General features: G+C 32.3%; 11 protein-coding genes and 1 pseudogene. 8 read left to right on the forward strand and 4 right to left on the reverse strand.

Annotated elements, in window-relative coordinates; translation table 11 throughout:
* Positions 1 to 66: 66 nt before the first annotated feature.
* From ACIQ11_RS04010 to ACIQ11_RS04030, 5 genes are read left to right on the forward strand one after another with little or no spacing between them, the layout of a single operon-like run.
* Positions 67 to 966, forward strand: a complete 900-nt coding sequence (locus ACIQ11_RS04010; RefSeq protein WP_396153026.1) for a ParB/RepB/Spo0J family partition protein — start codon at positions 67 to 69, stop codon at positions 964 to 966.
* Between the two features lie 53 nt (positions 967 to 1,019).
* The gene (locus ACIQ11_RS04015) at positions 1,020 to 1,532 is read left to right on the forward strand and encodes a DUF5683 domain-containing protein (RefSeq protein ID WP_396149370.1); all 513 of its coding nucleotides are present in this window, start codon (positions 1,020 to 1,022) and stop codon (positions 1,530 to 1,532) included.
* Between the two features lie 44 nt (positions 1,533 to 1,576).
* Positions 1,577 to 2,275 carry a 4-hydroxy-tetrahydrodipicolinate reductase gene (gene dapB, locus ACIQ11_RS04020; RefSeq protein ID WP_396153028.1) on the forward strand — a complete coding sequence of 233 codons (699 nt, stop codon included), beginning with the start codon at positions 1,577 to 1,579 and terminating at the stop codon, positions 2,273 to 2,275.
* 46 nt (positions 2,276 to 2,321) lie between these two features.
* Positions 2,322 to 4,046, forward strand: coding sequence for a signal peptidase I (gene lepB, locus ACIQ11_RS04025; protein WP_396153030.1), 1,725 nt, complete (start codon positions 2,322 to 2,324; stop codon positions 4,044 to 4,046).
* 54 nt (positions 4,047 to 4,100) lie between these two features.
* Positions 4,101 to 4,727 (forward strand): WbqC family protein, encoded by a 627-nt coding sequence (locus tag ACIQ11_RS04030; protein WP_396153032.1) that lies wholly within the window; start codon positions 4,101 to 4,103, stop codon positions 4,725 to 4,727.
* Between the two features lie 59 nt (positions 4,728 to 4,786).
* Here the strand turns inward: ACIQ11_RS04030 and secDF are convergent, their stop codons facing one another.
* Both secDF and ACIQ11_RS04040 read right to left on the reverse strand, forming a co-directional pair.
* Entirely contained in the window at positions 4,787 to 7,741 is a 2,955-nt protein-coding gene (secDF, locus tag ACIQ11_RS04035; RefSeq protein ID WP_396153034.1) for a protein translocase subunit SecDF, read from the reverse strand.
* Between the two features lie 218 nt (positions 7,742 to 7,959).
* Complete coding sequence (locus ACIQ11_RS04040; RefSeq protein WP_396153036.1) at positions 7,960 to 9,216, reverse strand: aminotransferase class I/II-fold pyridoxal phosphate-dependent enzyme; 1,257 nt, start codon at positions 9,214 to 9,216, stop codon at positions 7,960 to 7,962.
* Positions 9,217 to 9,356: 140 nt separating this feature from the next.
* Here ACIQ11_RS04040 and ACIQ11_RS04045 point away from each other — a divergent pair, with 140 nt between their 5' ends.
* Entirely contained in the window at positions 9,357 to 10,220 is an 864-nt protein-coding gene (locus ACIQ11_RS04045; protein ID WP_396153038.1) for a hydroxymethylglutaryl-CoA lyase, read from the forward strand.
* A 111-nt stretch (positions 10,221 to 10,331) separates the two neighbouring features.
* Positions 10,332 to 11,804 (forward strand): IMP dehydrogenase, encoded by a 1,473-nt coding sequence (gene guaB / locus ACIQ11_RS04050; RefSeq protein WP_396153040.1) that lies wholly within the window; start codon positions 10,332 to 10,334, stop codon positions 11,802 to 11,804.
* 89 nt (positions 11,805 to 11,893) lie between these two features.
* Here guaB and purB read toward each other — a convergent pair whose 3' ends face one another.
* Positions 11,894 to 13,237 (reverse strand): adenylosuccinate lyase, encoded by a 1,344-nt coding sequence (purB, locus tag ACIQ11_RS04055; RefSeq protein WP_396153042.1) that lies wholly within the window; start codon positions 13,235 to 13,237, stop codon positions 11,894 to 11,896.
* A 177-nt stretch (positions 13,238 to 13,414) separates the two neighbouring features.
* On the opposite strand from purB, the gene ACIQ11_RS04060 reads away from it, so the two are divergent.
* The gene (locus ACIQ11_RS04060) at positions 13,415 to 14,071 is read left to right on the forward strand and encodes a TrmH family RNA methyltransferase (protein ID WP_396153044.1); all 657 of its coding nucleotides are present in this window, start codon (positions 13,415 to 13,417) and stop codon (positions 14,069 to 14,071) included.
* Between the two features lie 125 nt (positions 14,072 to 14,196).
* Here ACIQ11_RS04060 and ACIQ11_RS04065 read toward each other — a convergent pair.
* Positions 14,197 to 14,642 (reverse strand): annotated as a pseudogene (locus ACIQ11_RS04065) (carboxypeptidase-like regulatory domain-containing protein); the annotation flags it as partial.

Consider the following 14,642-nt stretch of genomic DNA (forward strand, 5'->3'; position numbering starts at 1 on the left):
AAGCAAAGGAGCTGCAAATTACTTAAATTTAGCAGAAGAAATTATCAAGAAAAACAGTAGTAACTAATGACAAAAGCAATAAAAAAACCTGTGTTAGGAAGAGGACTTTCAGCACTTTTAAGCGATCCTTCAAACGACATTAAGTCTGTAGAAGATAAAAATGCAGATAAAGTTGTAGGAAGTATCATCGAACTTGATATTAATTTTATTGAAATAAATCCGTTTCAACCAAGAACTAATTTCAATGAAGACACACTTCAAGAATTAGCTAAATCTATTAAAGAAGTTGGCGTTATTCAACCTATTACTGTTAGAAAATTAGAATTTAATAAATACCAACTAATTTCTGGAGAACGAAGATTACGTGCTTCAAAATTATTAGGACTTTCTACTATTCCTGCTTACATTAGATTAGCAAATGATAACGAATCACTTGTTATGGCTTTAGTTGAGAACATTCAACGTCATGATTTGGACCCAATTGAAGTGGCCATTTCGTACCAAAGATTAATTGAAGAAGTAAATTTAACTCAGGAAGAAATGAGTGAGCGTGTAGGAAAAAAACGTTCAACCATTACTAACTATTTACGTTTGCTAAAATTAGATCCGATTATTCAAACAGGAATGAGAGACGGATTTATTTCGATGGGACATGGTAGAGCATTAATTAACATTGAAAACCAAGAAGCGCAAAGCGATATTTATCACACCGTTGTTACTCAAAACTTATCTGTTAGAGATACTGAAGCGTTAGTAAAAAAATATCAAGAAGGTTTAAAACCTAAATCAAGCAAAACGGCTACTACAAAATCATTTGAAATTGCTACCGAACAAAAGAAAACTTTTGCTAACTTCTTTGGTGCAAAAGTAGATATAAGTGTTGCCGCAAATGGCAAAGGAAAAATAGCTATTCCTTTTCATTCTGAAGAAGATTTTAATCGAATTATGAAATTAATCAACGATTAGTGAAGCGGGTTCTTTACATATTTATTTTACTGTTTTTGGGCACAACATTTTCTGTGGCTCAAAAGAGAGAATTAAAAATTGAAACTAAAGACATCGTAAAATCCGACATCAATCCATTATCGCCAGCAAAAGCAGCTTTTTATTCTGCAATTTTGCCAGGATTAGGTCAGGCATACAATAAAAAATATTGGAAAATTCCTATAGTTTACGGTGCTATTGGTGCTGGGGTGTATTTTATTATGGACAATAATAAAAAACACAATCAATACCGTGACGAATACAAAAAACGATTAGCCAATGGCGGCGCAATAGACACATCAGATCCTACTTATGGAAAGTTAAGTACTGAAAGCGTCATTAGAGGACAAAAATTCTATCAAAAAAACAGAGACTTATCCGTACTTATTACTGCGGGTTTGTACATTCTAAATATTGTAGAAGCAAATGTAGACGCTCATTTATTGCAATTTAACGTAAATGACGATTTATCATTAAAACCAGATTTACACACCAATCCGTATACATTTAACCAAAATGTAGGTTTTACATTAACCTATCAATTTTAACATTTTATTTCGTAACATTTTATTTAAAACAACAACTAATCAAAATGAAAATAGCATTATTAGGTTATGGTAAAATGGGAAAAGTAATTGAAAAAATTGCTTTAGAACGTGGTCATAAAATTGTTTTAAGAAAAAGTAGTTCAGATAATTTTGATGGTATTACAAATGCAGATATCGCCATAGATTTTAGTGTTCCAACCTCAGCTGTTAGCCATATTTCAGAATGTTTAAACCAAAATATTCCTGTAATCTCTGGAACAACAGGTTGGTTAGAAAATTATGATGAAATGGTGCAATTGTGTCAAGCAAAAAACGGAAGTTTTATTTATGCTTCGAACTTTAGTTTAGGCGTAAATATATTTTTCGAACTAAATAATTATTTAGCGAAAATGATGAAAAACCTTAAAGACTACAATGTCTCAATGGAAGAAATTCATCACACACAAAAATTAGATGCCCCAAGCGGAACAGCAATAAGTTTGGCAAATGGAATTATAGAAAACACAGATTATGTTAATTGGACATTAAAAAACCCAACGTATAATCAAATTTATATTGACGCAAAAAGAATAGAAAACATTCCTGGAACGCATTCTGTTTTTTACGATAGCAAAGTGGATCAAATAGAAATAAAGCATACCGCACATAGTAGAGAAGGCTTTGCTTTAGGTTCGGTCATAGCTGCAGAATGGTTAATAGGTAAAAAAGGCGTTTTCACAATGAAAGACGTTTTAGGAATATAAGTATAATTTACGATTTACGATTTACGATTTACAAAAAAACAAAATTATGGACATATCAACTTGGATTATTACAATATTAATAATTAGTACAATACACGCAATTTGTACTTGGAAATTATATCTAAAAGCAGGTAGAAAATCTTGGGAAGCCTTCATTCCTGTTTATAACGGAATTGTATTAATGCAAATGATAAATCGACCAAAATGGTGGGTACTTTTATTATTTTTACCTGTAATTAACTTGTTAATTTTACCTGTAATTTGGATTGAAACCTTACGTACTTTCGGTAAAAAATCCACTGCAGATATGTGGTTGGGTGTTCTTACATTCGGATTGTATGTTGGTTATGTAAATTATACACAAGACGTTTCATACGAAGCTGAACGCAATATCAAACCCGCAACAAAAGCTTTAGATACTTTAGGTTCAATTACTTTTGCATTAATAGTAGCGACTTTCGTACATACGTATTTTATTCAACCCTTTGTAATTCCTTCTTCATCATTAGAAAAATCATTATTAATCGGCGATTTCTTATTCGTAAGTAAATTTCATTATGGCGCAAGAACACCAATGACTCCAGTTGCAGCACCAATGGTACACGACTCTATTCCAATGGTAAAAAAACTTTCGTATTTAAGCAAACCACAATTACCTTATTTTAGATTTCCTGCTTTAGAAAAAATTAAAAATAACGACATTGTTGTTTTCAATTGGCCAAGAGATACACTATCGAATATGTATTTGCCAGCTACTGAAAGAATTGACAAACCTCGCGATAAGAAAACAAATTATGTAAAACGTTGTGTGGGTATTGCCGGCGATAGTTTGCAAATAAAAGACGGAATTGTTTTTGTAAATGGTAAAGAATTAATATTACCTGAAAGAGCGAAACCTCAGTATTTCTACAAAATTATATTGAACGGTGATTTTGCAAATGAAATTAAAAGTACTTATGACATTACAGAATATTCTCCTATTTTTGAAATAAAAAATGAAATCTGGAATGATGAAGCATTTAGATTGGAGTTAATTGAAAGATTTGGTTTTAAAGAAATTGAGAAAGGAACAAAATCAACTTTCATTTTAATTTCTGAGCAAATTGATCAAGAATTATTTCAAAAATTAGAATTAAAAATTTCAGATTCTTCTTTATATGGAAATCTTACTTTTGAAAAATATGAAAAATTAAAAAGGGATTCAAGGGTTAAAATTATTGAAAGAAGAATTAATAGAGAAGCAGAAGACGGTGTATTTCCTGATTTTAAAGACAGAAATCCTTCAGTAACTAACAACTGGAATGGCGATAATTTTGGACCAATTTATATTCCGCAAGCTGGAAAAACAGTTGCTTTAAACAAAGAAACGTTACCCTTGTATAAATTAATCATCACAGAGTATGAAGGAAATACGTTAGAAGTAAAAGGTAATGAAATTAAAATAAACGGAAAAATAGCTACTTCCTATACCTTTAAACAAGATTATTATTGGATGATGGGAGACAACAGACATAATTCGTTAGATGCGCGTTATTTCGGCTACACGCCTGCAGATCATATTGTTGGTAAACCTATTTTTATATGGATGAGTTTAGATTGGAATGCAAAAGGTTTACTAAATAAATTTAGAACCGAGCGTTTCTTCACAACTGTTAGCGGAGAAGGACAACCTGAATCGTATTTTAAATACTTCTTATTCCTTTTAGCAGGTTATTTTGCTTGGGATTGGTATAGAAATAAGAAAAAGAAAAAAGAAACAGATTTACTTTAAATAATTTAAGAGTTGTAATTTAGTTTGCAACTCTTTTTTCATTAAAATAGAATTATGAACAATGAAATTTTAATTTACCCTACTTACTTCCCATCTATCAGTCATTATATTGCTATGATTGCTGCTGAATCGGTTACGTTTGAAGTAGAAGATACGTTTCAAAAGCAAACCAACCGAAACCGAATGTACATTTATAGTCCAAATGGAATTCAAATGTTAAACATATCAGTAAAGCATAACGATGCAAATAACAACTTTAAAGACATCAAAATAGACAACCAATACAATTGGCAAAAAAACCATTTTAAATCTTTAGAAGCTGCTTATAAGAATTCGCCTTTTTACGAATATTTCATAGATGATTTACAACCCATATTCGAAAAGAAACACGAGTTTATGTTAGATCTAAACTTTGAAATATTTGAAAGAATAAATGATGCTTTGGGAATTTTCATTCCATTTGACAAAACAACGGAATATTTTCATAAAGTTTCAGATAAAACTGATTTTCGTTATTTAGTTAATGGAAAAAAGGACAACACTCAAATAGAACCATATACTCAAGTTTTTGAAAATAAGCACGGATTCATAAATAATTTATCCATTTTAGATTTACTTTTTAATGAAGGTAGATATGCAGTGGATTATTTAAAGCAGCAACGTTTAAATTTCCTCATATAACTTATAAAAAAAACGTCCCGATTTTCATCGGGACGTTTTACTTATATTATAACACAACGTTATACGTTATGCTCTGCTTCAATTTGTTTTTTATCTGATGCTGACATCGTATCCACTAATACTGGTGTCGCAATAAATAACGAAGAATATGTTCCTACAATAATTCCGATTAACATCGCAAAGATAAATCCACGGATTGAATCACCACCAAATACAAACATAATTGCTAATACCATAATCATCGTTAAAGATGTGTTTAATGTACGAGATAATGTAGTGTTTACAGAATCGTTTACAATTTTGTTAAAATTACCATGGTGCGATTTTCCACCTAAGAATTCACGAACTCTATCAAATACAATTACGGTATCATTCATTGAATATCCAATTACTGTTAGAATAGCCGCAATAAAATGTTGGTCAATTTCCATATGGAAAGGCATGTATTTGTATAATAAAGAATAAATTCCTAACACAAAAATAACGTCATGCGCCACCGCAGCAATTGCTCCTAATGAATATTGATATTTTCTGAACGAAATAACTAAGTATAAACACACTAATAACATCGCTCCTAATACTGCCCAATAGGCGTTTGTTTTAATATCGTCAGCAATAGAAGGTCCAACTTTCATAGCTTGTAATACACCAAATTGTTTTCCTTCTTGTGTATTTGTAAACTCATCGTAAGAAATCTCTTTAGCATAGAATTTTTTCAATCCTGCATATAATTTCTCATTTACTTCTTTATCAACCTCAACACCTTGCTTGTCGATTTTGTATTTTGTCGTTATTTTCAATTGATTGTCGTTACCAAATGTTTTCGCTTCCGCTTTGTCAAAAAACGCAGCTGTAGAAAGCGCATTTGAAACTTCTTCTGGAGACACTTTTTGGTCAAATTGCACTTGGAAGGTTCTTCCTCCTACAAAGTCAATACCTTGATCAAAACCATTCGTAAAGAACGAAACAAAACTAACAATACAAACCACTAACGAGAATGCATATGTAAATTTCTTGATTTTTAAGAAATCGAAGTTGAAACCTGTAAACCAATTTTTAGTAATGTTTGTAGAGAATTGTAAACTTCTTCCTTTAGCAATATCCGCATCAATGAAGAAACGTGCAATAAAGATTGAAGTAAATAATGAAGTTAAAATACCAATTAATAAAGTAATCGCAAAACCTCTAATCATTCCTTCTCCAAAAATATATAAAATTGTACCTGTTAATATATGTGTCACGTTGGCATCAATTATAGAACGCATAGCACCTTTCCATCCGAAAGCAGTAGTAACTGCATTTTCTAATGATAAACCAGCTCTTAATTCTTCTTTTGCTCTCTCGTAGATAATAATATTCGCATCTACCGCAGTACCCATTGTTAAAACGATACCTGCAATACCTGGTAATGTTAAAACAAAACCAAAGTTAGCCATAGCACCAAATAACAAAACTAAGTTTAATAATAAAGCTGCGTTAGCATACCAACCTGCTCTTCCGTAATAGAAAACCATCCAAAAAGAAACTAATAATAAACCAATGATAGAGGATAAAATTCCATTGTCAATAGCTTCTTGACCTAAAGAAGGTCCAACTACTGCTTTTTGAACAATATCTGCTTTAGCTGGTAATTTACCTGCACGTAATACGTTTTCTAAATCGGCAGTTTCTTCTAATGTGAAAGAACCTGAAATTTGTGTTTGTCCGCCAGAAATTGCTGCTTTCGCAGTAGCTGCAGAATACACAACATTATCTAATACAATACAAACTTGATTTCCGTTTTTAGCAATGTCACCCGTTAATTGTTCCCATTTTCTAGATCCAACTGGATTCATTTGCATACTTACTGCTGGTTTACCAAACTGGTCAAAATCAGCACTTGCATCTGTAATGGCACCACCTAATAATGGCGCAACTCCATCTGCAGTTCCTTTTAGTATGTATAATTCTGTAACATCTTCAGCTTTAGAAGTTGTTTTTCCCCAAGCAAATTTTGCGTTTGAAGCCGTTGCAGGAAGTAAAGCTCTAATTTCTGCTCTTTTTAAATACGAGTTAATTTTAGCTGTATCCTTAACATTATATCCAATTAATCCAGACGGACTTGGAATTGCATTTTCAAATAAAGGTCCTAAATCTTTAGCTGCTTTTTTAGCGGCATCTTTTTTATCGCCTAATAATTCATTTACTTTAGATTTTGCATCTACCGCTTTCGTTGTATCAACAACTGCAACTTTTGCAGCTGGTTTTTTCTCAGTTGCTTTTAAAGCATCGTTAGCAGCAGTAAAGAAATTACCTAATTCTTCTGGTTTTAAGGTTTCCCAAAATTCCAATTGTGCCGTTTGAGATAATAATTTTTCAACTCTATCTAAATCTTTAGCACCTGGTAATTCTACTAAAATTCTTCCTGTTTCACCAATTTTTTGAATGTTTGGTTGTGCTACTCCGAATTTATCGATACGTTTTGTTAATACTTTATAAGCACTTTCAATAGATTCAGCTACTTTCTTTTTCAAAATAACTTTCACTTGATCATCAGTCATACTTAACTGAATTTCTTCAAATGTTCTATTGTAGAATGCTTCAGCTGAAGCCATTTTTATAGTTCCGTTAGATTCTGCAGCAAAAGCATCAAAAAAGGCATCTAAATAATCTTGATTTCCTTTTCTATCTTTTGTAGCTCTTTCTAAAGCTCTGTTGAAAGTTGGGTTTTTAGAATTGTTAGATAATGTTTTTAAAATGTCTTTAACAGAAACTTCTAACGTTACGTTAATTCCACCTTCTAAATCTAATCCTTTGTTGATTTGTTGTTTCTCAACATCTTCATAAGTAAAGCCTAAAAAAACGTCTTTTTTCTTTAGATCTTTTAAGTAGTTTAATTCTTTTTGAGAATCTCCTTTTGCAAATTCTTTCGCATCTTTTACAATTCCGTTAGCAACAAACGTAAAAGAAAGTTGATAGATACAAGCAATCGTAAATATGATTGCGAAGAATTTAATTAGTCCTTTGTTCTGCATTATAGTTAATTTAAGTTATTTTCTTTAAAAACGGACAAATATATCATTTCATAAAGGATAAAACAATTTTATTTGAGCCTAAAATTCATTTTTTATTAATATTTATTCAACATTACGAAAAATTCATCTTTTTTACACTTTTAAGTAACTAAAAACAAGATGAATAAAAAAAAGCGTTGAAACAATCAACGCTTTTTAATTTTTATAATTTGTTCAAATTATTTATCTGTAATTGTTGATTCTGCAATTTTTTTGTACGTTCCATTTTCTAATTTCTCACGTATGGCTTCAAAAGCAGTTAACGTTTCATCAATATCTTCTAATGTATGCGTTGTGGTTGGAATCATTCGTAATAAAATCATTCCTTTTGGAATTACTGGATACACTACTATTGACAAGAAAATTCCGTAGTTTTCTCTTAAATCATTAACCATAATCATAGCTTCCGGAATAGAACCTTCCAAGTAAACTGGGGTAATACAAGTGTTAGTATCGCCAATATTGAATCCTTTTTCCTTTAATCCGTTTTGTAACGCATTAACATTCACCCATAATTTATCTTTAATCTCAGATGAATTACGCAATAATTCTAAACGTTTCAACGAACCAATCGTTTGAATCATAGGCAATGCTTTAGCAAACATTTGAGAACGTAAATTATACTTTAAATAATCAATTACATCTTTATCAGCTGCTACGAAAGCACCAATATTAGCCATTGATTTTGCAAAAGTTGAAAAATACACATCAATTCCGTCTTGACATCCTTGCTCCTCACCTGCTCCAGCACCTGTTTTACCAAGTGTACCAAAACCGTGCGCATCATCAACCAACAAGCGGAAATTGTATTTTTTCTTCATTTCTACAATTTCTTTTAACTTACCTTGTTGTCCTCGCATTCCAAAAACACCTTCCGTAATAAACAAAATACCACCACCCGTTTCGGTAGCTAATTTTGTAGCACGTTGTAAGTTTTTTTCCATACTTTCGATGTCATTGTGCTTATATGTAAAGCGTTTTCCACTATGCAAACGAACGCCGTCAATAATACACGCGTGTGCATCTACATCATAAACTATAACATCATTTCTGGTAACCAAAGCATCAATTGTAGATAAAATTCCTTGGTAACCAAAATTCAATAAATAAGCCGATTCTTTCATTACGAAAGCCGCTAATTCTTGTTCTAATTGTTCGTGATACTTAGTGTGTCCACTCATCATACGAGCTCCCATTGGGTAAGCCGCACCATATTGTGCTGCTGCTTCAGTATCTGCTTTACGAACTTCTGGATGATTGGCTAACCCTAAATAGTCATTCAAACTCCAGTTTAATATATTTTTACCTTGAAATTGCATTCTTGGACCCAATTCACCTTCCAACTTTGGAAACACGAAATAACCTTCTGCTTGTGAAGCCCATTTTCCTAACGGTCCTTTATTTTGTTGTATTCTTTCAAATAAATCTTTAACCATAATTTCTTACTTAATTTGTGGTGCAAAAGTATAAATAAAAAAACGTTTTTAATAATTTTTTTTACACTTCTAACGTTTAACTTGATTGCAATAAAAACATATTTGTAGAGAATAAAGTTTTACTTATCTTTGACATTCTTATGAAAGCAATAAAAATTATCGAATGTCCGCGCGATGCTATGCAAGGCATTAAAACGTTTATTCCCACCGAAAAAAAGGTTCAATACATTCAATCTTTATTACGAGTTGGATTTGACACGCTGGATTTTGGAAGTTTTGTTTCGCCAAAAGCGATTCCACAAATGCAAGATACTGCTGATGTTTTAGCTCAGATAGATCTTTCGCAAACAAAAAGCAAACTATTAGCTATTATTGCCAATACGCAAGGAGCAGAAGCCGCATCAAAACATAAAGCAATACAATATCTTGGTTTTCCGTTTTCTATTTCTGAAAATTTTCAAATGCGAAACACACACAAAACCATTGCAGAAAGCTTAATAACATTACAAGAAATTTTAGAAATAGCAGACAAATCGAATAAAGAAGTTGTAACGTATATTTCAATGGGATTTGGAAATCCGTATGGCGATCCTTATAATGTAGATGTTGTTGGCGACTGGACAGAAAAATTAGCTAAAATGGGCGTAAAAATTTTATCACTTTCCGATACGATTGGCTCTTCTACCCCCGAAGTCATAGATTATTTATTCCGTAATTTAATACCAAAATATCCAAATATTGAATTTGGAGCGCATTTACATACTACGCCAGACAAATGGTTTGAAAAAATTGACGCCGCATATCAAGCTGGCTGCAGAAGATACGATGGCGCCATTCAAGGTTTCGGAGGCTGCCCTATGGCTAAAGACGACTTAACCGGAAATATGCCAACCGAAAAGTTATTATCTTATTTTACTACCAAAAAAGAAAACACCAACACCAGCCCAATGAGCTTTGAAAGCGCCTATAACGAAGCGACTAAATTGTTTGGTGCGTTTCATTAATGGATGAACTTAAAGGATTGATTTAGTGATAAATTTAATTGTTTTGAATTAAATTATGATTTACTACTAACTTTTTCTTATATTTGCACGCAATTTAACTACAATTGCAGGATGAAAGCACACACTACAAAAATTATTGGAGAAGGACTAACGTATGACGATGTTCTTTTAATCCCAAATTATTCAGAAATTCTTCCAAGAGAAGTTTCTATTCAATCGAAATTTAGTAAAAACATTACCTTAAATACACCAATTGTTTCCGCTGCAATGGATACAGTTACAGAAAGTGCGATGGCAATTGCTATGGCGCAAGAAGGTGGTATTGGTGTGCTACATAAAAATATGACTATTGCACAACAAGCTGCAGAAGTGAGAAAAGTAAAACGTGCAGAAAGCGGAATGATTATAGACCCTGTAACATTACCCTTAACTGCAAATGTAGGTGATGCCAAAAATGCGATGAGAGAATTTGGTATTGGCGGAATTCCAGTTGTAGATGAAAATGGAATTTTAAAGGGAATTGTTACCAATAGAGATTTGCGTTTTGAAAAAGAAAACTCAAGAGCGATTACTGAAGTAATGACCTCTGAAAATTTAGTTACTGCAGGAAAAGGTACTACTTTAGCCGCTGCAGAAGAAATTCTTCAAGAAAGTAAAATTGAAAAATTACCTGTAGTTGATGCTGATTTTAAATTGATTGGATTAATTACATTTAGAGATATTACTAAACTTACACAAAAACCAAACGCTAACAAAGATAAATTTGGTCGTTTACGAGTAGCTGCCGCTTTGGGTGTTACATCAGATGTACTTGACCGAGCAGAAGCTTTAGTAAAAGCCGGAGTTGATGCTGTAATTATTGATACCGCACACGGACATACAAAAGGTGTGGTAGATGTGTTGAAACAAGTAAAAAATAAATTTCCAGAAATAGATGTAGTGGTTGGAAACATTGCTACGCCAGAAGCTGCTTTATATTTAGCTGAAAATGGCGCTGATGCAGTAAAAGTTGGAATCGGACCTGGTTCCATTTGTACGACTCGTATAGTAGCTGGTGTTGGTTTTCCTCAATTTTCTGCCGTTTTGGAAGTGGCTGCCGCTTTAGAAGGAACTGGCATTCCAGTAATTGCTGATGGTGGCGTTCGATATACTGGAGATATTCCGAAAGCGTTGGCTGCAGGAGCTTCTTGTGTAATGTTAGGTTCGATGTTAGCAGGTACGAAAGAATCTCCAGGAGAAACTATTATTTTTGAAGGAAGAAAATTTAAATCGTACCGAGGAATGGGTTCTGTTGAAGCTATGAAAGAAGGTTCGAAAGACAGATATTTCCAAGATGTGGAAGATGATGTAAAAAAATTAGTTCCAGAAGGAATTGTAGGTCGTGTACCTTATAAAGGCGAATTAAACGAAAGTATGCAACAATTTATTGGCGGACTTCGTGCTGGAATGGGTTATTGTGGTGCCAAAAACATAGAAACCTTACAAGCCACAAGCCGATTTGTACGATTAACATCAAGTGGAATTAGCGAAAGTCACCCACATAATGTTACGATAACTAAAGAAGCACCGAATTATTCGAGATAGTATAATATTGGACCTGACAGGTTTTAAAAATAAAAATCCATTCCGATTTATTGGAATGGATTTTTTTATAACCAGTTATTGAAATAAAATTATATCCCTAAATAATTACTTGGCGTTATCGCTTTTAATTCTGTTTTAACATCGTTAGAAACATTTAAGGTTTCAATAAATGCGTGAATGGAATCTTTATTGATAACTGTGTTCGTTCTTGTTAAATCTTTTAACGCTTCGTAAGGATTTGGATAGCCTTCTCTTCTTAAAATTGTTTGAATCGCTTCTGCTACAACTGCCCAATTTTTTTCTAAATCTTCTTCAAATTTAGGCTCATTTAATAACAGTTTATTCAAACCTTTTAATGTCGATTCAAATGCGATAAGTGTATGTCCAATTGGCACACCAATATTTCGTAAAACAGTACTATCTGTTAAATCACGTTGTAATCTTGAAAGTGGTAATTTTGCAGATAAATGTTCGAAAATAGCATTCGCAATTCCTAAATTTCCTTCTGAATTTTCAAAATCAATTGGATTCACTTTATGTGGCATAGCTGAAGAACCGATTTCTCCCGCTTTAATTTTTTGCTTGAAATAATCCATAGACACATACGTCCAAATGTCTCTATCTAAGTCAATAATGATGGTATTTATTCTTTTTAATGCATCAAAAAAAGCTGCAAAATGATCGTAATGTTCAATTTGTGTAGTTGGAAAAGAATGACGCAGTCCTAACGTTTCTTCAACGAATTGCGATCCGAATGCTTTCCAATCGTGGTTTGGATAGGCTACTTTATGCGCGTTATAATTTCCTGTTGCACCACCAAATTTAGCGGCAAAAGGCACATTAAACAACAAACGCATTTGTTCTTCAATACGTTCTACAAAAACTAAAATTTCTTTTCCTAAACGGGTTGGTGAAGCCGGTTGTCCGTGTGTACGAGCTAATAAAGGAATATTCGCCCATTCTACCGAAAGTTCTTTTAATTTTTGAACAATCGCAATTAAACTTGGTAAATATACATTTTCAAAAGCTTCTTTCGCAGAAAGTGGAATCGCAGTATTATTAATATCTTGAGACGTTAGTCCGAAGTGTATAAATTCTTTAAACGCTTCTAAACCAAATTCGTCAAACTTCTTTTTTATGAAATATTCAACCGCTTTTACATCGTGGTTAGTCGTTTTTTCAGTTTCTTTAATCCAAAGTGCATCTTCCGTTGAAAAATTTTCATAAATGCTTCTCAATTTTCCAAAGCTGTTTTTATCTACTCCTTGTAATTGAGGCACGCCATATTCACACATTGAAATAAAATATTCTACCTCAACTAAAACTCTATATTTTATTAACGCTTCTTCCGAAAAATAAGCGGATAACGATTTGGTTTTACTTCTGTAGCGTCCGTCAATTGGCGATACGGCATTTAATTCCGTTAATTGCATAATGTTGTGTTGTTTTTTAAAGATGCAAATTTAGTAATTCGTGCGTAGTATTCCGAAATTAGTTAGCTGTTTTTTGAAAAATTAATTTTAAAATAATATACATTAAAAAATTAGAGCTATTAATTCAACCATTTTCTTTTATAGAAATTTTGTTACTTTGCGACAAATTAAACCGAAATGCAAAAAAACAAACTCGCTTTATTAGAATATTTAGAAAACTTTATGTCTGAAAACAGAAAAAACAGATTTATTGAAGTACTAAAAAACAGAACCAATCATTTTACTATTGCTATGGAAGATGTGTATCAGCTACATAATACAAGTGCTGTGATGAGAAGTTGTGAGGTTTTTGGCATTCAAAATTTACATATTGTTGAACAACGATACGGAAAAGCGATTGACAAACAAATTGCGATGGGTGCCGAAAAATGGGTAGACATTAACCAACATCAAGATATGAAAAGTTGTATCGCAAGTTTACGGGCAAAAGGGTATCAAATTATTGCGACCACACCACATAATGATTCCTGTATGTTAGACGAATTTGATGTTTCGAAAAAATCGGCAATCTTTTTTGGAACGGAGATTGACGGGCTTTCAGAAGAAGTAATGAAAGAAGCGGATGGGTTTATAAAAATTCCAATGGTTGGATTTACAGAAAGTTTAAATATTTCTGTTTCAGCAGCATTGGTAATTCAGGACATTACAAACAGAATGCGACAATCAGATATTAACTGGCAACTTACAGATGAAGAAGTGTTAGAAAAACGTTTGGATTGGACGAGAAAAACGATTAAAGATGTTGCCTATATTGAAAAACAGTTTGTGGGATAGTTTTCAGTAATCAGATATGAGTTGGCAGTTGTAAATAGCTACTTGACGCTTTGAAACTTTGCAGCTTTGAAACTTTGAAACTTTGAAACTTTGAAACTTTGCAACTTTGCAACTTTTCACTTAAACTACTTTCTTCTCAAAACTTTGTAATCATTATAGGAAGTTGCTAAGGCATCTAAAACTTGTAAATCGCTTGCTGTATTTATAAAGTTTTTAGAATAATTGCATTTTTCTAAAATTTTATCAATTTCATTTCTATCCAATTGTAACAACATCGCTAAAACTTCACGATTTGTATTATTACTTAAAATGGCAGAAAAATGCGTATCGTTTTTTAAATCGATTAATTTCTTAAAATCTTTTTCTTTTGTATTAAACAGTGAATACACTAAATCTACTGGATTAGACAAAGCCTTTAATAAGTTTTCTGTAGCATTTTTAGCTTTCATTCCGGGTTCGTAACCTAAATTTAAACCCACAATATTATAGCGATAATTCTCGTTTACAGGAATTAATTTTGTATCAATTTGTAAATACCCTGTTAAAGTATAATTTGTCACTAAAACCGTTT

The organism is Flavobacterium sp., from assembly GCF_044361065.1.
Taxonomy (GTDB): Bacteria; Bacteroidota; Bacteroidia; order Flavobacteriales; family Flavobacteriaceae; genus Flavobacterium.

Bases quoted from the DNA above. Each gene is read 5' to 3' on its own strand.
- ACIQ11_RS04010 (WP_396153026.1), top strand. From the start codon at position 67: ATGACAAAAGCAATAAAAAAACCTGTGTTAGGAAGAGGACTTTCAGCA.
- dapB (WP_396153028.1), top strand. From the start codon at position 1,577: ATGAAAATAGCATTATTAGGTTATGGTAAAATGGGAAAAGTAATTGAA.
- lepB (WP_396153030.1), top strand. From the start codon at position 2,322: ATGGACATATCAACTTGGATTATTACAATATTAATAATTAGTACAATA.
- ACIQ11_RS04030 (WP_396153032.1), top strand. From the start codon at position 4,101: ATGAACAATGAAATTTTAATTTACCCTACTTACTTCCCATCTATCAGT.
- secDF (WP_396153034.1), bottom strand. From the start codon at position 7,741: ATGCAGAACAAAGGACTAATTAAATTCTTCGCAATCATATTTACGATT.
- ACIQ11_RS04040 (WP_396153036.1), bottom strand. From the start codon at position 9,216: ATGGTTAAAGATTTATTTGAAAGAATACAACAAAATAAAGGACCGTTA.
- ACIQ11_RS04045 (WP_396153038.1), top strand. From the start codon at position 9,357: ATGAAAGCAATAAAAATTATCGAATGTCCGCGCGATGCTATGCAAGGC.
- guaB (WP_396153040.1), top strand. From the start codon at position 10,332: ATGAAAGCACACACTACAAAAATTATTGGAGAAGGACTAACGTATGAC.
- purB (WP_396153042.1), bottom strand. From the start codon at position 13,237: ATGCAATTAACGGAATTAAATGCCGTATCGCCAATTGACGGACGCTAC.
- ACIQ11_RS04060 (WP_396153044.1), top strand. From the start codon at position 13,415: ATGCAAAAAAACAAACTCGCTTTATTAGAATATTTAGAAAACTTTATG.